Origin of the sequence: Nostoc sp. PCC 7524, from assembly GCF_000316645.1 — a bacterium.
GTDB lineage: Bacteria > Cyanobacteriota > Cyanobacteriia > Cyanobacteriales > Nostocaceae > Trichormus.
This window is the reverse complement of the sequence record NC_019684.1, coordinates 6,567,027-6,588,962: the sequence shown is the minus strand read 5'-3', so window position 1 is coordinate 6,588,962 and position 21,936 is coordinate 6,567,027. Positions and strand designations below refer to the sequence as shown.

20 protein-coding genes are annotated in these 21,936 nt (G+C 40.9%); 7 read left to right on the top strand and 13 right to left on the bottom strand.

Going from position 1 to position 21,936, the window contains the following annotated elements; translation table 11 throughout:
• Positions 1-32: 32 nt before the first annotated feature.
• From NOS7524_RS26950 to NOS7524_RS26940, 3 genes are all read right to left on the bottom strand, one after another.
• Entirely contained in the window at positions 33-2,507 is a 2,475-nt protein-coding gene (locus NOS7524_RS26950) for a TonB-dependent siderophore receptor (RefSeq protein ID WP_015141648.1), read from the bottom strand.
• A 96-nt stretch (positions 2,508-2,603) separates the two neighbouring features.
• Entirely contained in the window at positions 2,604-3,404 is an 801-nt protein-coding gene (locus NOS7524_RS26945) for a hypothetical protein (RefSeq protein ID WP_015141647.1), read from the bottom strand.
• 44 nt (positions 3,405-3,448) lie between these two features.
• Positions 3,449-4,393 carry a molybdate ABC transporter substrate-binding protein gene (locus NOS7524_RS26940; protein WP_015141646.1) on the bottom strand — a complete coding sequence of 315 codons (945 nt, stop codon included), beginning with the start codon at positions 4,391-4,393 and terminating at the stop codon, positions 3,449-3,451.
• A gap of 315 nt (positions 4,394-4,708) precedes the next feature.
• Here NOS7524_RS26940 and NOS7524_RS26935 point away from each other — a divergent pair, with 315 nt between their 5' ends.
• Positions 4,709-6,454 carry an iron uptake porin gene (locus NOS7524_RS26935; RefSeq protein ID WP_041555468.1) on the top strand — a complete coding sequence of 582 codons (1,746 nt, stop codon included), beginning with the start codon at positions 4,709-4,711 and terminating at the stop codon, positions 6,452-6,454.
• Positions 6,455-6,564: 110 nt separating this feature from the next.
• Here the strand turns inward: NOS7524_RS26935 and NOS7524_RS26930 are convergent, their stop codons facing one another.
• Complete coding sequence (locus NOS7524_RS26930; protein ID WP_015141644.1) at positions 6,565-7,161, bottom strand: DUF4142 domain-containing protein; 597 nt, start codon at positions 7,159-7,161, stop codon at positions 6,565-6,567.
• A gap of 80 nt (positions 7,162-7,241) precedes the next feature.
• On the bottom strand, positions 7,242-7,838 hold the full coding sequence (gene ndhI / locus NOS7524_RS26925) for an NAD(P)H-quinone oxidoreductase subunit I (RefSeq protein WP_041555984.1): 597 nt from the start codon (positions 7,836-7,838) through the stop codon (positions 7,242-7,244).
• Positions 7,839-8,757: 919 nt separating this feature from the next.
• Here ndhI and psaB point away from each other — a divergent pair.
• The 5 genes from psaB (at position 8,758) to NOS7524_RS26900 (ending at position 14,402) form a co-directional block, all read left to right on the top strand.
• Positions 8,758-10,986: a photosystem I core protein PsaB gene (gene psaB, locus NOS7524_RS26920; protein WP_015141641.1), complete on the top strand. Its 2,229-nt coding sequence runs from the start codon at positions 8,758-8,760 to the stop codon at positions 10,984-10,986.
• Between the two features lie 368 nt (positions 10,987-11,354).
• Positions 11,355-11,672 (top strand): hypothetical protein, encoded by a 318-nt coding sequence (locus NOS7524_RS26915; protein WP_015141640.1) that lies wholly within the window; start codon positions 11,355-11,357, stop codon positions 11,670-11,672.
• A 249-nt stretch (positions 11,673-11,921) separates the two neighbouring features.
• Positions 11,922-13,649, top strand: a complete 1,728-nt coding sequence (locus NOS7524_RS26910) for a succinate dehydrogenase/fumarate reductase flavoprotein subunit (protein ID WP_015141639.1) — start codon at positions 11,922-11,924, stop codon at positions 13,647-13,649.
• 154 nt (positions 13,650-13,803) lie between these two features.
• Complete coding sequence (locus tag NOS7524_RS26905; RefSeq protein ID WP_015141638.1) at positions 13,804-14,034, top strand: DUF433 domain-containing protein; 231 nt, start codon at positions 13,804-13,806, stop codon at positions 14,032-14,034.
• Positions 14,031-14,402 carry a DUF5615 family PIN-like protein gene (locus tag NOS7524_RS26900; RefSeq protein ID WP_015141637.1) on the top strand — a complete coding sequence of 124 codons (372 nt, stop codon included), beginning with the start codon at positions 14,031-14,033 and terminating at the stop codon, positions 14,400-14,402. The genes NOS7524_RS26905 and NOS7524_RS26900 overlap by 4 nt, the downstream gene beginning before the upstream one ends.
• A 97-nt stretch (positions 14,403-14,499) precedes the next feature.
• On the opposite strand, the gene NOS7524_RS26895 is transcribed toward NOS7524_RS26900, so the two are convergent.
• From NOS7524_RS26895 to NOS7524_RS26885, 3 genes are all read right to left on the bottom strand, one after another.
• The gene (locus NOS7524_RS26895; RefSeq protein ID WP_015141636.1) at positions 14,500-14,700 is read right to left on the bottom strand and encodes a DUF6887 family protein; all 201 of its coding nucleotides are present in this window, start codon (positions 14,698-14,700) and stop codon (positions 14,500-14,502) included.
• Between the two features lie 4 nt (positions 14,701-14,704).
• Complete coding sequence (locus NOS7524_RS26890) at positions 14,705-15,475, bottom strand: SDR family oxidoreductase (protein WP_015141635.1); 771 nt, start codon at positions 15,473-15,475, stop codon at positions 14,705-14,707.
• A gap of 130 nt (positions 15,476-15,605) precedes the next feature.
• Positions 15,606-16,436 (bottom strand): hypothetical protein, encoded by an 831-nt coding sequence (locus NOS7524_RS26885; RefSeq protein WP_015141634.1) that lies wholly within the window; start codon positions 16,434-16,436, stop codon positions 15,606-15,608.
• 84 nt (positions 16,437-16,520) lie between these two features.
• Between NOS7524_RS26885 and murG the strand changes: the two genes are divergently transcribed.
• The gene (gene murG, locus NOS7524_RS26880; RefSeq protein ID WP_015141633.1) at positions 16,521-17,591 is read left to right on the top strand and encodes an undecaprenyldiphospho-muramoylpentapeptide beta-N-acetylglucosaminyltransferase; all 1,071 of its coding nucleotides are present in this window, start codon (positions 16,521-16,523) and stop codon (positions 17,589-17,591) included.
• A gap of 88 nt (positions 17,592-17,679) precedes the next feature.
• Here the strand turns inward: murG and NOS7524_RS26875 are convergent, their stop codons facing one another.
• From NOS7524_RS26875 to NOS7524_RS26855, 5 genes are all read right to left on the bottom strand, one after another.
• Positions 17,680-18,123, bottom strand: a complete 444-nt coding sequence (locus NOS7524_RS26875) for a YidH family protein (RefSeq protein ID WP_041555467.1) — start codon at positions 18,121-18,123, stop codon at positions 17,680-17,682.
• A gap of 42 nt (positions 18,124-18,165) precedes the next feature.
• Positions 18,166-19,257, bottom strand: a complete 1,092-nt coding sequence (gene ychF, locus NOS7524_RS26870) for a redox-regulated ATPase YchF (RefSeq protein ID WP_015141631.1) — start codon at positions 19,255-19,257, stop codon at positions 18,166-18,168.
• A 39-nt stretch (positions 19,258-19,296) separates the two neighbouring features.
• Entirely contained in the window at positions 19,297-19,518 is a 222-nt protein-coding gene (locus tag NOS7524_RS30860) for a hypothetical protein (protein ID WP_041555466.1), read from the bottom strand.
• Between the two features lie 333 nt (positions 19,519-19,851).
• Positions 19,852-20,493 carry a HEPN domain-containing protein gene (locus NOS7524_RS26860; protein ID WP_015141630.1) on the bottom strand — a complete coding sequence of 214 codons (642 nt, stop codon included), beginning with the start codon at positions 20,491-20,493 and terminating at the stop codon, positions 19,852-19,854.
• Positions 20,494-20,507: 14 nt separating this feature from the next.
• Positions 20,508-21,743, bottom strand: coding sequence for a DUF262 domain-containing protein (locus NOS7524_RS26855; RefSeq protein WP_015141629.1), 1,236 nt, complete (start codon positions 21,741-21,743; stop codon positions 20,508-20,510).
• Positions 21,744-21,936 lie beyond the last annotated feature (193 nt).

Here is a 21,936-nt window from a genome sequence, read left to right as displayed (position 1 = left end):
TTTTTATTCAGGTTTCTCAATTTCTAATATCATCAAAACTGTAAAGAAATTGTCCCCAGAATAGTCAACGGCGCACCAGGAAATATTGCGGTTCTACTTTGAGCAGATTCAAAATAACGGGTATCAAACAGATTTTTGATATTCAAAGCTGCTCGAAAATTTCGATAATTGTAATAAATTGAAGCATCTACACGCCTATAACTTGGTAGAGTAAAGCTATTATTTAAATCTCCTGAACGAGCATCCGCAAAAAATACTCCAGTACCAAAACCTAAACCCTGTAAATCACCTTGGGGAATTGTATAAGTTGTCCAAAAACTCAAAGCATTACGCGGCACATTCGCCAAGCGATTACCTTCAGGAAATATCGTATCATTAGTAATGATGGCATCAGTATAAGCGTAAGATGTAATTACATTCCATCCTGGTAATATTTCCCCCACCAAATCCAATTCCACACCGCGACTGCGTTGTTCACCAGTCTGAATAAAAAAGGTAGGACGATTGGGATCTGTAACTAAAACATTAGTTTTAGTGATTTGGTAAAATGCCAAAGTTGAGGAAAGACGACCACTAAACCAGTCAGCTTTTACCCCTATTTCATACTGAGTTCCCCGCTCTGGTTGAAATGGCGTACCATCAAAACTACTACCAGATTGGGAGACAAAAGAACGGCTAAAATTGGCGTAAAGTGAAATTGGTTTACTTGGTTGATAAACAATGCCAATTCGTGGACTAAAAGCATCGCTGTAGGTGCTACTTTTTATATTATTCAGATTATCTTGCAAATCAAAATCAACAGTATCAAAACGTCCACCTAAGAGTAATTTTAAATTATCAGTGACGGCAATTTCATTTTGTAAATAAATGCCAAATAAATTAGTTTCTTCGTCTTGGTTTCTGATTGTATTAAAACGACCTACAGAAAATCTATAAACGGGTCGAAAAATATTAATCGAGCCAGCGTTGGCATTTTCTACTACTGTTGTTCTCCGTTCATTACCCCACTCAAAGCCAATTAAGGCTGTATGTTTAATTGAGCCTGTATTAAATTTACCAACTAGATTTGTTTGCCAAGTATTGGTATTAAAAGACAGGTCATTATTTTGCGCTTGTAGGGGTAATACTTGATTATTAAATTGTAAAGCATTACCTCTGCCGAAAATTGCAGAAAAATCTTGGTCGCTGGATGTAGTACGAAAAGCACTACTAATTGACCAATTATCACTAAAATTGTGGTCTAAGAAAATGTAAGCACGTCGTTGATAAACGTCGTTTTTGCGGGTAGGATCGCCAAGAAAACGACTGATGGGAATATCAGCCACGCTGTTACCAACAGCAACTAAACCAAAATCTACCGGTCGGCTATCTTCGAGATATTCGCCAAAAACGCTGAGTGTGGTTTGAGAACTGAGGTTAAAGGTCAACTTCGGTGCAATAAAGAAGCGTTCTGTCTCAACTCCTTCACGGAAACTATCAGTATTTTCATAGGCGAGATTTAAGCGATATTTAGCATTACGATTGCTATCCAAAGGCCCTGTGAAATCCAAATTTCCCCGATTAAAACCAAAACTACCACCAATATATTCAGCCTGATAATATGGTTTCGCCAGAGGTCTTTTCGTCACCAAATTCACAATTCCCCCAGGTTCAGACTGACCATACAGAGTTGCAGTCGGGCCTTTCAAGACTTCAATACGTTCTAAGTTAGAGACTTCTGTAAAGACTCGATTAGCATTGTTACCTTCACTGAAACCATCCCGAAACTGATCAGCCGTGAATCCTCGTGTCACCAAGGAAGACTCATTGCGTCCTCCCCCTCGTCCTGATAGCGCAAAGCCACTGATATTTCTCACGGCTTCACCAACATTTAAGGCTCGTTGGTCTTGAATTAGCTGTTGTGGAAATACTTGTACGGAGAAAGGTAAATCTTGTAATGGAGTGTCTGTTTTGTTAACTGTGGCTGTATTGGGATTACCTGTAACCGTCAGTTCTATATCCGGCTGATTTTCACTAGGAATAACGCTCAATATCAACCCATTGTCACTGGAAATAATTTGTGCTGTCGGTACAGATGTTTCTCCTGTGATGCTGACTCGAATATTATTAGCATCATTTTGGGTAATGCTAACTAATTTAATTCCCGGCGCAGGATTTTCACGGCGAAATTCGTTACCATCAGATAAGGTTAAGACTGTATTAGGAATATCTATAATTAATGTATTATTTTCAGTTGTAGTGATTGGCTCAGGTAAAATGCCTGTAGATGTTTCTAAAACAAGCTCAATTCCTGTAGTAGTGGAGTCAATTTTAACTCCTGTAACCTTTAACACCTGTGCTAATAAAGGTGTAGAAGTAGTAACTACTGTAGCTAATTCATTAACGTGAGGAATTTCAACATTAGAAACTTGGGATGTAGATGTAACCTGAGCCTGTGCTTTTACAGATTCTTGAAATACAAATAATGCACTACTGCTAATTAAACAAAACAATGAAAACTTCTTCAAAACAATTCCTCACACACAAAAAGTTTGTACTAAGCACTTTAGTGCTTAGTAATTCAGGACTAAAGTCCTTACTACGAACAGATTCAACTGCAAAAATTAATTAAATTGGCGGCGGGTTCTCCGCAATTTTCCAGCTATAAAACCTGATGCAATCAGCAATGATAAACCTGAGATTGTTGGTTCTGGTACTTGAGTAATTACTAAGGAGAGGTTATCAGCATAGGAATCATTGACTCGACCTCCTGCATGATTGGCATTCAGAACTACATTAATTTGACGTGTCCCGACAGGAACAAAACCATTAGTTTCTCGCAGAAATAAACCTGTAACGTTATTTCTCTCTGCTGCATTTGGCGCAGAAATACTAGCGATTCCTAGAGATTGGTTTGTCTGATCAAGGAAAGTAATATTAAGTGTTGCACTATCATCATCATCATCATATCCACCTAACCAACCACTCAAATCAAAGGCTGCTTTACCTGTGTCAATCACTGAAGCGAGACTATTGACATCCATATCTTGGGAAGCACTAGAAGAGGCTCTACTAGCACCACCAAAAAAGAGATTCTGACCTCTATTGCTTGGGCCTGGAACACCAACAGCAGGTAAAGTCACACTGACTAAATTACCAAAGGCATTGACAAAGTTAAAACCTGTAGCTCCATATTTGATAACACTAAAATCACCACTGGTATTCCAACCAAGGATAACAGGAATGTCAGCACCTACTGCATCACCTATTGGATCTCCTAATCCTTGTTCTGCATCACCATTAATAATTAAATTTTGACCTAATGTAGCAGCATGAGTAGGATGAGCAAGTAAAATACTAGATGCTAGCCCTGCTATAAAAGAAAGGCTGAGTTTGTTGATATTTTGCCAAATAATTTGATTCACAGTTACTCCTTGAGAGATTGATAGTTTTTCTATAAAAGCTATGGTTAAACTTTGCTTGTAACCGTTGATTTTTTAGTAACAGATAACTTTTTATGAATGGCAAAAGCCACACTTAAAGCTAGTACAGTACCATACGCACTCTGATGTTCTGGAATAGAGGTAGAAGGACTACTAAATCCATACTTCGCTAGAATTGATTGCCCTTTTGGTGAGAGAATATATGCAGCTAATTTCTCACCGTCGGGATTAGCATTTTTCAATATAGTTAAACCATAATCAGCTTTAGTAGCTAAATAATCAGGTAACTCTACTATTTGTAAATCCTGGCCTGCTTCTAGTTCTTGAGCAGTTTTACCACTGGTGTAATAGGCTAAGAAAATATCTGCCGTTGGATTTGTTTTCAGGAAGTAAAGGAGATTATTTTCTCCAGTGGGGACTGGTGGTGCAGAGGGATTCCCACCTACTAATTGCAAGGCTTTGTCTTTGAGAATTTGAGAACTACCTGGTTGAATCACATCGGCTTTCTCGAATATCTGCCAGGCGTAGTCTCCAGAAGGATCAGCTAGTGGTGTTGATGTGCCTATTTTGATGTTGGGATTAAGCAGGAAGTCCAAGAGGTTATTTGATGTCACGCCAGCTAACCCTGGTTTGACAACAGCAACCATACGATTGCTAGTGAAATTTTGGACAGGATGACTCAACCCTTGTTGAAATAGTTGTTGGGGATTTCCTAAATCAGCACTGGCAAAGACATCTGCGGTTTTAACATTGCTAGATAATTCATCTTCTATTTTGGCTCGCGTCAAACCTGAAGGTCCAAAGTATGTAGTTACAGGAATGCCATACTCTGCTGTAAAAGCTTGTGTTACTTCCGTGAGGCTATTTCGCAAACTACCAGCACCATATAAAGTAACGGCAAATACTGGGGTTGGTAATGTAACATTGACAGCACAAGCTATCAATGAAAAGGCACAAAACTGCTTTTTCATGGTTGGTATATGATCACGCAATATTCATAACTACTGCTTGATTTTCTGGTGAATAACACTCAAGTAGTAATTAATCTGAGATTTAAAGCCCTGTCTGAGAAGGAACACAGGTTATTTGATAGACTTCAATACTTTACCAATTAGGTTGGTATAAATCAATCCATTAAGTCAGAGAATGGCAACAATTGAGCGATCGCATCAAAAATATCTCTCTATGTAAATTAGTAGCAAAAACTACTTTTTACAGCTAATAATGTATATTAATTTATTTTTATACCAACTAGGTTGGTAACAAGTTGTTCAGGTGTGAGGCAAATGTCAAACATGGTATGGAAGTCTTTGTATGTCGCTCCGATGCTGCTGGGAGTGAATGTGATCATGGCTCAAGTTGTATCAGCATCTCCGGTAGCAGGAGACGTTAAAACACAAAAAGATGTAGGTGATAACTCATCGATGAGTCAGATGACATCTGTTTCGCAACTATCTGATGTGCAACCGACAGATTGGGCTTTCCAAGCGTTGCAATCGTTAGTTGAGCGTTATGGTTGTATCGCTGGATATCCCAACAGCACTTTCCGGGGTAATCGCGCTATGACTCGCTATGAGTTTGCGGCTGGGTTGAATGCTTGCTTGAATCGGATTAACGAACTGATTGGGACAAGCACGGCGGATTTAGTTACTAAAGAAGACTTAGCCACCCTGCAAAGATTGCAAGAAGAGTTCGCAGAAGGATTAACAGAACTCAGAGGAAGAGTTGATGCTTTAGAAGGACGTACCGCAACCTTAGAAAGTCAACAATTTTCTGCCACTACCAAGTTGAATGCAGAGGTAATTTTGACTCTGGGGAGTGTGTTTGGTGGAGATAGAGCTTTAAACTCTGATCAATGGCGAACTATTAATGCTCAACCGGCGGGAACTGCGCGAGAAAATGCTAGAGCTAACGCCTATGGAGCCGCAGGTAGGGATCTACAAGATAATGCTATTTTTAGCGATCGCGTCCGCTTAAATTTAGTCTCTAGCTTTACTGGCAAAGACCGCTTGTTTGCTCGTCTAGAAGCTACCAACACCACAGCTTTTAATGCTCCAGTTACAGGCACTAATATGAGTCGCTTAGGGTGGGACTCAACTAATAACTTGGATAACAGTGTTCAGTTAGGTAAGTTATTCTATCGCTTTCCTGTAGGTGAGAGACTCAATGTCATTATTGATGCCATTGGTGGGGAGTTTTACGATAACTTCAATACGATTAACCCTCTGTTAGCATCAGCTCCCACCGGTGCAATTTCACGGTTTGGTCGCTTCTCTCCCATTTATCGCGCCAGTAACACTGGTTCTGGGAGTAATATAGGTTCAGGAATCAGTGCTATTTTTAAGTTGAGTGATGCTGTCACCTTGTCGGGGGGATATATTGCTAGACGAGGCAATGAGCCTACACCTGGTAGAGGCTTATTTGATGGTAGTTATGGAGCATTGGCGCAGTTAGAATTCCGACCAAATAAAAACTTTACTCTGGGTTTAAGCTATGCCCATTCTTACCTGAGTGGTGGGGCTGGAGATGTGACGGTTTCTGGTGCTTATGGTAGTACCTTTGCTAATACTCCCTTTGGTGCTGGGGTTGCGACTTCCGCCAACCATTACGGTTTACAAACTAGCTATATTTTCAATCCCCAATTTATTCTTTCTGGATGGGTGGGATATACTCAAGCGATCGCTGAGGTTAGTTCTGGTACAAATGTGAATCGTGGTGATCAAGCAGACATTTGGAATTGGGCTGTAACTTTAGCTTTTCCCGACTTGGGTAAAAAGGGGAATTTGGGCGGGTTAATTTTTGGACAACCACCAAAAGTTAGCAGTAATGACTTTGGCCCTGCTGTTATAACTCCTACTACTGCTCGGCGTGAAGATACAGATACATCTTTCCATTTAGAAGCTCTGTATCGCTACCAAGTTAATAGTAATATCTCGATTACACCAGGGTTAATTGTCATATTTAACCCAGAACATAACAGTAATAACGATACCATCTATACAGGTGTTGTTCGGACTACATTCCGATTCTAGGGACTAGCTGCTCAGAATTAACTAATTCAACTCTCTTATGAATATAAGAGAGTTAATTTGGCTTTTTATGACCGATAACAGATAACAACCTATCTGTTCTATACTTCATACTACTTTGATAGCGCATCAATCATTTGCAAGTGTGCATCTATGAGGCGGATGTTTTTGGCTGCAAGGGCTTTCAAGTCTTGGTCTTGGCCTAGCTGTATTTGTCGGCTATGAATAATCAGATTTTCCATATGTCCATTAATGCCAGCTTCGTCTTTATACGCTTGGTCAAAATTGGCATCGGATAATTGTGATAGTTGGGCAATTATAGCTTGATATCTGGGACTTGTATTAGTTGGGGGAGTAATACCTTTTTGGGTGGCTAACTGGGTTAATTCTTGATTAGCATCTGTATGATCTTTGATCATCTGCTGGGCATACTGTCTAATGCTATTATTCTGAGACTTTTGTAATGCTAGTTTTGCCATTTCGATTTCTGCAATTCCGGCTTGAGTCGCTTCGAGTACAAATAACTTATCAATTTGATTTAGCTGGTTTTGTGGGTTAGTAGTCTCTGATGGCGGATTTTGAGTGATTGTTTTAGCTGTTGCTGGCTGGTTGATTTGGGGATAAAGAGTAACTGCGATCGCTACACTCGCTCCAACTATACCCACCAGTTTGGTAAACTGTTTAGTAGAATTGTCTTTTAGTAATTTCATCTGCTTAAATATTCTCTGGAATTGGCAATATTTGGCTACTTTTTGAATTCAGTTACTAAGAACTGCATATGTTTGTATAATTAGGTATTAGTATTGTCTGAATCATTTTCTAAAATTTCAGATGGTAATCTACCAGATCGATGAGCATCATCAGGGACTCCGTGAGGGTTAAATACTCCCTTTGGCAAGTACACTAATTCTCTCAGTGGTGTGACCATCGGATCATTCGTTACCTTATAAGGTAATCTTCCCATCGCTACATTGTCGTAGTTCAATTCGTGGCGATCGTATGTGCAGATGTCGTATTCTTCAGTGAAGGATATGCAGTTGGTTGGGCAGTATTCCACACAGTTACCGCAGAAAATACAGACTCCAAAATCGATACTGTAGTGATTAAGTTTTTTCTTTTTGTTGATTTGATCAAATTCCCAATCAACTACCGGCAAATTAATCGGACACACACGCACACAAACTTCACAAGAGATGCACTTATCAAATTCAAAGTGAATTCGCCCTCGGAAACGCTCGGAGGGAATTAGTTTTTCATAGGGATATTGGACAGTAATTGGACGACGGCTCATATGGTCAAATGTTACCGATAGTCCTTGCCCTATATATTTACCTGCTAAAAATGAATTTTGGATGTAATCACTTACTTCTTGTAGAAATTTAAACATAAATAAATTAATTTCAGTTAACAATTCCTTAATCTGCACGGTAATTGCTGCTATTAACTTAAACCTCTGTCGAATGAAAGGTTTTTAAATTAATTTTCGGCGTGCATGAGGCTACATCTTACAGGCTGATAATTAACTAAAACAATCTGTGTTCACAATTACATAATAACTTTACTCTGAGTAACCCCTGAGCAAAAGTCAAAGTTTAACCAAGGTAGTCCTAAAGAATGATGTAATCAAAAATTTATTTTGGGAAATATAACAATAAGATAGCCACATAAATGTGAGCAAAAGTTTATGAAACCCCAAGATAAATCCATAATAGATGAGGTGGAAATATCCTCCAGTCAATATCAAGTTGACCACAGTAAAAAATCTTTAAAATCTAGTATTTTTGAAAAAATACACATCACAGAAAAAAACGTATTCTCCTTCTTGGTGCGGAGCATTTTTATGCTTTTTTTCTCATCCTTTTTCTTCATTGCTGCCATTTACTACGGTTTCATCAATCCCTAAAATATAACCTTATTAATGTCACGCATCTCATGTGTTGAAGTGATACTGGTATTGGTTTAAACCTTTGGATTTTAAGCGTATACAAGACTACAAATAAAATTAATCGTAATCTCTCTCTATAGTGTGATGGAAGTAGTAGTAATTAGTTTGTTTATTACTTCTATAGAGACGAATTACATCACAGTGTCTAGAAATGTAATTACTTGAACTAAGCCTTATAAACGTCACCGTCTCTATTAAGCAAATTCAAAACGTGGTAACTCAATCGCAAATGGTTGCTAGTACAGCACGGCGGAAATAAATCTACTATTTATTCTTTTAACTTTTGACTTCCGCGTAGAGGTGCTAGCTCATGAGCAATAGCAAATTGGTTGAGTGTTTGAAAAGGATGTGATTAAAATACATGGCAGCGAAATATCCTAAATTTAGCCAGGATCTTGCTCAAGATCCAACTACGCGGCGTATTTGGTATGCAATGGCTCAAGGTAATGACTTTGAAAGCCATGATGGGATGACAGAGGAAAATTTATATCAGAAAATCTTTGCTACTCACTTCGGTCACGTAGCTATCATTTTCCTTTGGGCTTCTAGCTTATTGTTCCACGTCGCTTGGCAAGGTAACTTTGAACAGTGGATTAGAGATCCCTTACATATTCGTCCCATTGCCCATGCGATTTGGGACCCTCATTTTGGTAAACCAGCTGTAGAAGCTTTTAGCCAAGGCGGTGCTAACTACCCAGTTAACATTGCTTACTCTGGTGTCTATCATTGGTGGTACACCATTGGGATGCGAACCAATAATGATTTGTACATTGGTTCAGTGTTCCTGCTATTATTGGCGGCATTGTTTCTGTTTGCCGGTTGGTTACACCTACAGCCCAAATTCCGTCCGAGTTTAACTTGGTTTAAGAGTGCTGAACCTCGTTTAAATCACCACTTGGCAGGTTTATTTGGTGTTAGTTCTTTGGCTTGGGCTGGTCATTTAATCCACGTTGCAATTCCTGAATCACGGGGGGTTCATGTTGGCTGGAATAATTTTCTGACGACTTTACCTCATCCAGCTGGTTTAACACCCTTCTGGACGGGTAATTGGGGCGTGTATGCTCAAAATCCAGATACACCAGGGCATCTATTCGGAACTGCTCAAGGTTCAGGAACGGCGATTTTGACTTTTTTGGGTGGTTTCCATCCCCAGACAGAATCTCTGTGGTTGACTGATATGGCGCATCACCATTTAGCGATCGCAGTCATCTTCATTATCGCCGGTCATATGTACCGCACTAACTTCGGTATCGGTCACAGTATCAAAGAAATGCTTAACGCCAGAAATTTCTTTGGACTCCGCACTGAAGGTCAGTTCAACCTGCCCCACCACGGGCTTTATGATACCTATAACAACTCTCTGCATTTCCAGTTAAGTATTCACCTGGCAGCTTTAGGAACAGCAGCTTCCTTGGTAGCGCAGCATATGTACTCCTTACCGCCTTATGCCTTCATAGCTAAGGACTACACCACTCAAGCGGCGCTATATACGCACCATCAATATATTGCCGGGTTCTTGATGATTGGGGCATTTGCCCACGCGGGGATTTTCTGGGTTAGGGACTATGACGCAGAACAAAACCGAGGGAATGTCCTTGATCGCGTCCTCCAGCATAAAGAGGCGATTATCTCTCACTTAAGTTGGGTGTCGTTATTCCTAGGTTTCCATACACTGGGGTTATACGTTCACAACGACGTGGTGGTTGCCTTCGGTACACCAGAGAAGCAGATTTTGATTGAGCCTGTGTTTGCTCAATTTATCCAAGCTGCTCACGGTAAACTGCTGTATGGCATGGATACTCTGTTATCTAATCCAGATAGTATTGCTTTTACAGCCTATCCCAATCATGGCAATGTTTGGCTACCAGGTTGGTTAGATGCAATTAATGCTGGTACTAACTCTCTGTTCTTGACTATTGGCCCTGGTGATTTCTTAGTTCACCATGCGATCGCCCTAGGTCTGCATACTACTACACTAATTTGTGTGAAAGGTGCATTAGATGCCCGTGGTAGTAAATTAATGCCCGATAAAAAAGACTTCGGCTTCACCTTTCCCTGTGATGGACCAGGCCGGGGTGGTACTTGTCAAACTTCCGCTTGGGAACAAACCTTCTTCCTCGCCTTTTTCTGGATGCTGAACCTCTTGGGTTGGGTGACATTTTATTGGCATTGGAAGCATTTAGGTATTTGGCAGGGTAATGTAGCCCAGTTCAATGAAAACTCTACATATTTGATGGGTTGGTTGCGTGATTACCTTTGGGCTAACTCTGCACAGTTAATCAATGGCTATAACCCCTACGGTACAAGTAACCTCTCTGTATGGGCGTGGATGTTCCTCTTTGGACACCTAGTTTGGGCGACTGGTTTCATGTTCTTGATTAGCTGGCGTGGTTACTGGCAAGAGTTAATCGAAACCCTGGTTTGGGCGCATGAACGCACACCATTAGCCAACTTGGTACGTTGGAAAGATAAACCCGTGGCTATGTCAATTGTTCAAGGTTGGTTAGTCGGTCTAGCACACTTCACCGTTGGTTACGTCTTGACCTATGCCGCCTTCCTCATAGCCGCAACCGCCGGTAAATTCGGATAAAATTTTTGATTTCCTTTGACCCTTTAGCCATCATCCCCCTTTATTGCCATTAGAGGGGGATTTTATTATCAAAGAAAGGCAGAGGGCAGAGGGCAGTTCGCGGAAGCGTTGCCGCAAGGCTAGGCAGAAGGGATTTATTATTTCAGAGCATAGGTTTTGGAGAGCGATCGCCTCTGGAATTAAACTACATTAGTGATTTAGACTACATAGCTTTAGCTCGAACAAAAATCATCTAGAAATTACATTTGGTAACAAAAAGACACAATTGTAACGTGATATTACAAAGCTTGCAAAAATATTGAGAAATTGTCTGCCAGCCAAACATGGCTCTAACGTAGAACCTATAGGATAAACTTGAGGCAAGGGTAATGAATAAAAATACTAATCAAAACTATCGGTTCGTCTGCACCCTCACTTTTGGTGATATCTACGGTCAAATAATAGTTTGGTTAATCACGATTGTCGTCAGTTTGGCCTCAGCTTTAGCACTGATGGGAGCCAGACGACCAGTGTATGCTTTAACTACAGTAGGTCTTGTGGTTTTGTTATCCCTACCTTTCTTATTGTTTGCATTTGTCACTACATTGTTAAATCATATTGAATTAATTGTTGTAGAACCAGGCACGAAGACAGAACCTATACCTGGTAATGTTTCCCAACAAAAACCTGTACAAGCAACTAGCTGAAAAGCCGGGAGTGGGGAGTGGGAAATGGGGAGTAGAGAATTTTCAATAATTGTTAATGCTTAAGGGATGACAACTTGGCTTTAAAGTCCACCCCTAGCCCCTACCCGCAAGCGGGTGGGGGAATTTTAGCTTTAGCCAAAACAGGGTGGGCTGCCGTCTGCATGGCAGCAAAGTCAAAAACGCTATAACTGCCACACCAATGACCTTTCTACAATAGAACAGCAGTATTTTGCAGTCGGGGGCTAAGTTATGTTGGAACATGATGTAATTATTGTTGGGGGTGGATTAGCGGGTTGTCGGGCGGCTGTGGAAATTGCCCGCACCGATCCCAGCTTAAAAGTTGCGGTAGTTGCCAAAACCCATCCGATTCGTTCTCACTCGGTTGCTGCTCAAGGTGGTATCGCTGCTACATTAAAAAATGTGGATTCTACTGATACTTGGGAGGCTCACGCTTTTGATACTGTTAAGGGATCTGATTATTTAGCAGACCAAGATGCAGTAGCAATTCTAGCCCAAGAAGCACCGGATGTAGTGATTGATTTAGAACACATGGGCGTGTTGTTTTCCCGTTTACCTGACGGACGGATTGCACAACGGGCCTTTGGTGGACATTCTCATAACCGGACTTGCTACGCCGCCGATAAAACAGGTCATGCCATTCTGCATGAATTAGTAAATAACTTGCGGCGTTATGGTGTGCAGATATATCAAGAATGGTACGTGATGCGCCTGATTTTGGAAGAGAATGAGGCCAAGGGTTTGGTCATGTACCGCTTGCTTGATGGGCAGATTGAGGTGCTAAGGGCTAAGGCAGTCATGTTTGCCACTGGGGGATATGGTCGCGTTTATAACACCACATCCAATGATTACGCTTCTACCGGTGATGGTTTAGCGATGACTGCACTGGCAGGTTTACCCCTGGAAGATATGGAGTTTGTGCAGTTCCATCCTACTGGTTTATATCCGGTAGGGGTGCTGATTTCGGAAGCTGTGCGAGGGGAAGGGGCGTATTTAATCAACTCTGAGGGCGATCGCTTTATGGCGAACTACGCACCCAGTCGCATGGAACTAGCCCCCCGTGATATTACCTCACGGGCGATCGCCTACGAAATTCGGGCTGGGCGCGGGATTCATCCCGATGGGAGTGCAGGCGGCCCCTTTGTCTATCTGGATTTACGCCACATGGGCAAAGAAAAAATTATGAGTCGGGTTCCCTTTTGTTGGGAAGAAGCCCACCGCTTAGTGGGTGTTGATGCTGTGACTCAACCGATGCCAGTCCGCCCTACTATCCACTATTGTATGGGTGGTATCCCTGTGAATATTGATGGTAGAGTTCGCAGTAGTGGCGATGGTTTAGTTGAAGGTTTCTTTGCGGCTGGTGAGACGGCTTGTGTTTCTGTTCACGGGGCGAACCGTTTAGGTAGTAATTCTCTATTAGAATGCGTAGTTTATGGTAAACGGACTGGGGCAGCGATCGCTCAATATGTACAAAAACGTAAGTTACCCTCTATAGATGAGCAAAGTTACATCCAACAAGCCCAACAAGAAATCCAAGCTTTGTTAGCACAACCAGGAAAATACCGCATTAATCAGATTCGCCAAGATTTTCAAGATAATATGACTCAGTTCTGTGGTGTTTTCCGCACTGAAGAATTAATGAGTCAAGGGTGGGAAAAAATCACACAATTGCAACAGCAATATTCGCAAATATATTTGGATGACAAAGGTAGTTGTTGGAATACAGAACTAATTGAAGCTTTAGAACTCAAAAGTTTAATGGTAGTCGGACAAACTATCTTAGCCTCAGCCCTCAATCGTCAAGAAAGTCGGGGCGCACATTTCCGAGAAGATTATCCCCAGCGAGATGATCCGAACTTCCTCAAACATACAATGGCTTACTATTCACCCGCCGGAATTGATATTCAATATCGACCAGTAGCGATTACTATGTTTGAACCACAGGAGAGGAAATATTAACAATTGAAATAGTTAATTGAGGGGACTGGTAAAATAGTCCACCTCGATTCACAATTAACTGTGTACTTCTCTATAAAACGAGTATTTGAGCGATCGCAGTTCTATAATTGGTAGAATATCAACGATACAGTGTGTAGCTAAGAGTTTTGGTTTCATGGAAAAGTTAGATCGTATTACTATCGATCCAAATATCTGCTTGGGACAACCCACAATTAGAGGGATGCGAATCACTGTGAGTTTTGTTCTTAAACTTCTAGCCAGTAATTTATCGATTCCAGAAATTGTTGCATCATACCCAGAGTTAGAACCTGAAGATATTCAGCAAGCCCTCAACTATGCTGCATGGGTAGTTTCTGATCAACTAATTGATATTCGTTCTGCATGAGTGTGCTTAGTTTCATTGCAGATGTTCACATTTCCCCTCTTACAGTTATGGCTTTGCAAAGAGAGGGTTATGATATTTTGCGTGTAACTGAATTTCTTCCACGCACTGCATCTGACACAGAAATTCTCAATTTTGCTAGGATACATAATCGTATTATCCTGACTCAAGATTTAGACTTCTCAGCATTAGTCGCTTTGGGTGGCTATATTCAACCCAGTTTAATTACGCTACGACTAAGTTCAGCTCAACCTGATGTTGTATCGCGTAGATTACTGGAAGTCTTACCAAATTTAGAGCAGATGTTGATTGATGGTTCAGCAATTACGATAGAAGATAATGCTGTACGCGTTCGCAAATTGCCTATTTAAGAAGTTTTCAGATATATATGAAGGCATGGCTAATGTTAACTCAGTGTTCGTAGTTAATCGAGGGGACTGGTAAAATATAGTCCTCCTCGATTCACAATTAACTAGAGCCTAATTGTTGCTGAATTGCAGCTATTATCTTCTCTTCCCAAGCGGGATCATCTAACTTAATAGCAGCACCCCGATGACGAGATTTTCTTCGATCCATGTAAGCATAAAAAGCTTCCTGATCATCCTTATGGGTGAGCCGATATTGCTTTAGCTCTTGATCACTCATGAGAGCGTAGTTTACCTTTGTCATGGTTCTATATTTGCCGATGAACTAGGGTGGCGCTAGCTTGATCAACTGGCATGAGGATGACTTCATTAATATTGACATGGGGCGATCGCGTGGTACAAAAAAAGACCACATCCGCCACATCATCGGGTGTTAGAGGCGTAACTCCCTGGTAAACTTTCTTGGCGCGTTCCGTGTCACCGTGAAAACGCACATTGCTAAATTCTGTTTCTACCATACCGGGATCAACGGAAGTGACACGAATGGGAGTCCCCAACAAATCTTGTTTTAAACCTTCAGAAATTGCCTTGACAGCTGCTTTGGTAGAACAGTAGACATTACCACCGGGATAAGTTTGATGCCCAGCAATTGACCCGATATTAACTACATGACCACGACCACGATTTACCATCCCCGGCACAATATAACGGGTGAGGTAAAGCAAACCCTTGATATTAGTATCAATCATTTCTTCCCAGTCTTGGAAGTCGCCTTCATGCAGCTTATCTAAACCGCGACTAAGGCCAGCATTATTAATCAGGATATCTATATTTGACCAAAGTGGAGGTAGGTTAGATATAGCAGATTCTACAGCCAGGCGATCGCGCACATCTAACTGTACCAAATGAATCTGGTCAGAGGTTACAGGTAATGTTTCTACAAGCTGCTGTAATTTTTCTAATCGCCGTGCCGCTAAAATCAGTTTTGCACCCGCATCAGCAAAAATTTTGGTGCAAGCAGCACCGATACCACTACTAGCACCCGTAATTAAAACAATCTGATTTTTGAGAGAAATCATTTTTGGTAGTTAATAGTCTAAGGGACTGGGGATTGGGGATTGGGGACTGGGGACTGGGGATTGGGAAAGACAAGGAAGAATTTACTTCCCCTGCTCCCCCATCTCCCCCATCTCCCCCACCCTTATCCTTCTACTTCCTCACCACTTGCAGACGCTGAGTTACAACAGTCATCCCATCACCCCGGAGAATTACAGCAGAAACCCAGTGATTACCAGGGGTAGATGGGGCGCGTCCCACTTTGAAAAGTCCACCAGAGGAGAGTGGTTTTAAATCAATGGACGCAGGATTGAGATATCTAGTGGCTCTAATTGGTTCTTCTATTGCAGTTCCCAGCAGCAAATCATCACCCAAGGGTTCTTGCACGATCGCATCAAAATTATACTGCTGACCAACTCTCACTTGTTGCGGTAATTTGATATCAATTTGGGGTGGCTTGCTACCAGATGTCATTGAGGTGCGCTCTGATAGGATATCCTGACGTGTGATTTTGCCTCCGACGATGCGCTGGCGGGATCTAATGGTTGAGTTTATAGCTATGTTATTAGTATTTGCCGAGGGTAAGCCAGTAATGTTAGTTACTGTCTCAGCGATAATGGCATTACCTTCTGTTTTCCAAGATTGTAGCTGTGTGTTGTAGCGTACTTGGGGGTAGCGTTTCCAGAATGTTGTTAATGCTTTTTCCATTGTTTGGCGGGTGAGTCCATCCCCGTGGGTGAAATTAGGGCTGTAAAATTGCAACACGCCTTTGACATCACCTTTACTAGCTGCGGCATCCATTTGTGTTAACAGAGTTTTCAGGGTGCTTGGGGCATTTTGGACGTTACTGCTTTGAGCGATTTCCACAGCTTGAGCAGGTTTTCCAGTATTGACTAAACTAAATGAAAAAATACTTAAAATCAGCCAGATGCTTGCGGAGAAACGTTTTTGGGGTTTTAATAACGAGAAGATAATCTTGATCATGGGTAAGACTTTACTGATTGGAGTAGAGAAGGTCAGGAAATTGTTTTATCTTAGTTAAGCTAGGCGCTAAACGGTAGAGTTTGAATGGCAAACGCACCCATAAAATTACTTATAGCTGCCAGTGGGACTGGTGGACACTTGTTTCCGGCGATCGCATTGGCACAGAAACTACCAGAATATGAGATTGAATGGCTAGGTGTCCCCAATCGGCTAGAAACTCAGCTTGTCCCTCAACAGTATCCTTTGCATACTATTGCAGTTGAAGGGTTTCAGCAAGGGTTAGGTATTGCTTCTTTACTAACATTAGGTAAACTCATTAGTGCAATTTTCCAGGTGCGGCAACTGCTGAAACAAGGTAACTTTCAAGGAGTGTTTACCACAGGGGGTTACATTGCGGGGCCAGCAGTGATTGCGGCTCGTTCTTTGGGGTTACCTGTAGTTTTCCACGAATCCAACGCTTTACCCGGTAAGGTAACGCGCTTTTTTGGCCCTTGGTGTACTGTAGTCGCCTTGGGATTTGATGTGGCTACTAAGTATTTACCCCGTGCTAAAAATGTTTGCGTAGGCACTCCTGTTCGTTCCCAATTTCTAGATGCAGGTAGTGCCGAACTAGATTTAGCTATTCCCGAAAATGTTCCCTTAATCGTGGTATTTGGTGGTAGTCAAGGCGCAGTGGCTGTAAACAAGTTAGTACGCCAATCCGCACCAGCTTGGTTTGATGCGGGTGCTTATATCGTACATTTAACAGGAAATAGCGATCCCGATGTCGGGAGTTTACAGCATCCCCAGTATATAGAATTACCTTTCTATGACAATATGGCAGCACTGCTGCAACGCGCTAATTTAGCCATCAGTCGTTCTGGTGCAGGTAGCTTAACAGAATTAGCGGTATGTGGTACGCCAGCAATTTTAATTCCTTACCCCTTTGCAGCCGAAGACCATCAATCGTACAATGCCGAAGTATTTACGAAAGCTGATGCAGCCTTAAGCTTTAAACAATCAGACTTAACAGCAGAGTTATTACAAACACAAGTGTTAAATTTATTGCGATCGCCAGACGAGTTAACCAAAATGGCGGAGAATGCCAAAGCGATCGCAGTTCCCGATAGTGCTGATAAGTTAGCCTCTTTATTGCGAGAAGTAGTAGAGACTTAACGCATCATGACTCGTAAAAATACCAAGCAAACAAAATCTCTGCGTTACTTTGCGTAAACCTCTGCGCCCCTCTGCGTTGAAAGATAAATCAACGCCTGTCAAAATTACGAGACTGTGGCTCAACGGGAGAAGATGGACGAGGGGCAAGATGATTTCTCAACAGTAGCAAAGGCATACTCAGAACGCCTAAAGTGATTACTACCCCTGTCATCACCCAAACAGCCCAACGGTTGGGTTGATAGTCGCTGCGTTCAATTTGCCAAAAAACTTGATTGTATCGCCAGGCAGCTAAAGCAATAGTGACAATGCCAAAAATGACTAAAGTCATCCCTAAGTTTTCGGAATTAAATATAGGATGTACATATGTTTCTGTTTGCGTAATTGCAAAATTAAGCTGACGTAAAAATAGACCAAAACGAGCAATAGCAAAACCAAATCCTATCAAAGCAATGGAAGTTCTCAACCAAGCTAAAAAAGTACGTTCATTGGCTTGATGTTCGCGTTGGCGATCAATTTTTGGTGTTTTATTCATCATATAAAATGCAGGTGCAGACTCATCCACACCTGCAATTAACTACACATTAAATCGGAATAACATTACATCCCCTTCTTGGACAATATACTCTTTACCTTCACTCCGAACCAAGCCTTTTTCCTTAGCAGCATTCAGAGAACCAGATGTAACTAAATCATTGTAAGCAACGGTTTCTGCACGAATAAATCCCCGTTCAAAATCCGAGTGAATTACACCTGCTGCTTGGGGTGCTGACATCCCGGCATGAATTGTCCAAGCACGGGTTTCTTTCTGCCCACTGGTGAAATATGTTCGTAGTCCTAAGAGGGTATAAGTTGCCCGAATTAAAGATTTTAATCCACCTTCTTCTACACCCAAAGATGCTAAAAAGTCAGCTTTATCTTCTTCTGGTAATTCGACAAGTTCCGCTTCTACTTGAGCAGAAACAATCACAACTTGGGCGTTTTCTTGGGCTGCAATTTGCCGCACCTGTTCGACAAATTTATTGCCCGTGGCTAAGTCATCTTCAGAGACATTGGCAGCATAGATAATTGGTTTATTGGTGAGTAATCCCAATCCTTGAATCACTGCGGCTTCTTCTTCATTTAAACTGACTTGGCGGACAGATTTACCTTCGTTTAAAGCAGCAGCTAATTTTTCCAGGACTGTCACTTCAAATTGAGCTTCTTTACTGGTACGGGCTTGTTTGCGGGTACGCTCAATGCGCCGTTCAACCTGTGCTAAATCTGCTAAACCCAATTCTAGACTAATGATTTCAATATCTCGTGCTGGGTCAACAGAACCAGCAACATGGATAATATCATCATTCTCAAAACAGCGTACTACATGAACGATCGCATCAACTTCGCGAATATGAGACAAAAATTGATTACCTAGTCCTTCACCTTGGCTAGCACCTTTCACCAAGCCGGCGATATCCACAAACTCAATCCGTGCGGGGATAATTTGTGCTGAACCGGAAATATTAGAAAGCACGTTTAAACGCTCATCCGGTACTGCAACAACGCCGACATTAGGTTCAATCGTGCAGAACGGGAAGTTAGCAGCTTCTGCTTTAGCATTAGCAACTACAGCATTGAATAAAGTAGATTTTCCGACGTTGGGAAGTCCGACAATTCCGGCTCTTAGCATTTTAGATGTTAGATTTTTGAGTTTATGTACAAAGGTAAACTAAACAGGCTTTGGTATAGTCTGGGGAATGGGAGCAGGTACTGGTTCTGGTACAGGCCCCGGAACCGTTTGCGGGATGGGAGCAGGTACTGGTTCTGGTACAGGCTCCGGAAAAGGAGGGGGAATTGTAGGCCCCGGTGTGGGTTCAGGTTCTGGTAATGTGTTTGGTTCAGGGTTGGGGATTTGTGGTTCGGGGATAGAAATAGCCGTGGGATGAATCATGGTAATTCTATATAAATTATTCGACCTTCCCAAACTAGATGACAACCTAAATTACTGACATCTCCCTAAATGACTATACCCAAGCCCTTTAATAATCTACAACTATATATGCTAAGGGACTTCCAACTAAAAAAATATCCAATCGCTTTGGTGAGCAGAGAGAAGTCCGAGCGGAGGCTTCCTCCGCTCGGAACTTCCCTGCGGGACGCTACGCGAACGGAGGGGAGCAGGGGAAGCAGGGGAAGCAGGGGGAGAAAGAATCTTCTCATCGTCTTTGCTATCAACATTGGATAATTTATTTTCTGGAAGTCCCTAAGACAAACATCAGGGACATCATTTCATCAAATTATTGATTAACTCATCTACTTTTAAAAGTTCCTGAGTAATTTGCTTCACCATGCTGAGTTCATTAGCAGGATCTGGTGGTTGAATAGTTCTGTAAGATGTAGCTGAGGTATGCGCTACAAGACCTCTTTTTTCCCCGAATGTATTCATTGTAGCTAGCCAAGCTGGATCTAAATCATCACTATCTATCCCTATTGGTAAAAGCAATGCCAGAATATTAGCTTCTTTAATGCCATGATTATTATCAATAATCCACTTAAAACTATTAATAGCTAAATCTATTTTTTTACTTATTTTAATTTTATCTATTGGAACAGCTTTTTTTCCTTTACTAGGTGTGAGTGTTGCGGGTGGTATCTCCATCATTTGACCTGAGAAAGCAAGTAGACTAACTAAAGTTAGACGAGTATTACTTGTATTATCCCAAACTCTTTTAGCATCTTGAATAACTTCCCACGCTCTATCTTCAAAGTAGGACTCAAATTCAGCATGAGCTAAAACTCTGTATGCCAGAGTTCTGGATAACTGCCTATCAGAATATAAACCAATAGGATTAATCTTCGGGAGAAATTGCTTTTTTAACCTAGTTAGCTCCTTGGTTAAAGTACGAAATCTAACAGATTTAGGCATCTTTTTACAAAAACTTACCTTAAACCATTAAAAATAATACGGTTTTCAACAAGTTCAGGTAGATTAAACTCTACGTCTAAGACTTCTAATAGAGTTTCACCCCATAATCTCAGACGATTGTAAGTTTCACGAATATTTTTTGTTGTTCCTTCAACTCCTTCTTTGAACTTACTATTTGATGAACATAATTTTTTAAAAGCATCTACAACTTGTTCTTGATGTTTTGCGGCAGAATCCCTGATAACTATATCCGAAAAGTAAAACAGCATCACATCTAAAATAGCTTTATTAAATCGTGTTCGGTACATTTGTTGATTGCTTAACCACATCCGAGAAAAATTTCTTTCACCAAATATACTAATGGTTGTTTGCACTGCTGCTTCAAATTGGTTAACTACATTTTGAACATCATAATATTTTTGCTCCCAATCTTGATTCAGTTTTTGACAAGTCATATCAAGAAATGCTTTGAGATTGCCACGATATTCAGATAAAAAATAATGGAATCCTACATAACGTAGGAGTAATTCAACATCACGCATCCGAAAATCTGGATTGGGAGATTTGAAGATTTTTCTTAGAGCCTGACTTTTGATTGATTGATCGTCTAAAAAATTAATAAAAGGCCCAGGATGCAAAGCTTGTCTTAGTTCTTGAGCAGATAAAGGTGTACTTTGTACATTAAGGCGTAGAAAAATTTTATAGAGAAAATTTTCATTATCAACATTCCGTAATACTATAGTACGAATAGTTTGATTATCAAGATCATTCACTTCTTTTTGAAAGAAAAGATGATTTCTTAAATTCTCATAGGTGTTACCATTCATATCAGTTCTAAATTCTAAGTTTTTTAACGCAAAAGCGTTATTTGGTGTTTCACTTCTGCCATAAAATTGTAGGATTGTCAGTAGCCGTTGTTTACCATCAAGCACTATAAACTTTCCTCCCTGTTTTTGAGCAGCTAATACTATTTGCGGTATGGGAAAGCCAAGAATTAATGATTCGATAAACCTGCTTTTTCGACTTATGTCCCAGGCATCTCTTCTCTGGAATCTAGGATTAAGTTGTATATTTTCACGAACAATTTGGTCAAATATTGTAGCTGTTGTCCAATCGCTTCCAGCTACAACAATCTTTTTAATTTCCTCTAATTCTGATTTTTGGTTAATGGGATATTCAAAATCATTTTCTTGTTCTTCATCCTCTTCAAAGAATGTTACGGCTTCTTCATTCGTAGATTTAATTTGCATGGTATTGACTAGGAAGATATAAATTATTTATTACTTAATTATAATAGACTTGGCAAAATAGTAGAAAATATTACTAGAGAAAGCTGTATTTTTCCATCTTGATTACTATCTGATATTAGTAAATTGTTGGGTTCGCTCCTACCAGTTTATCACTGAGTGTTAAGTCAGCAGATATTCAAAATTTCTAACTCTC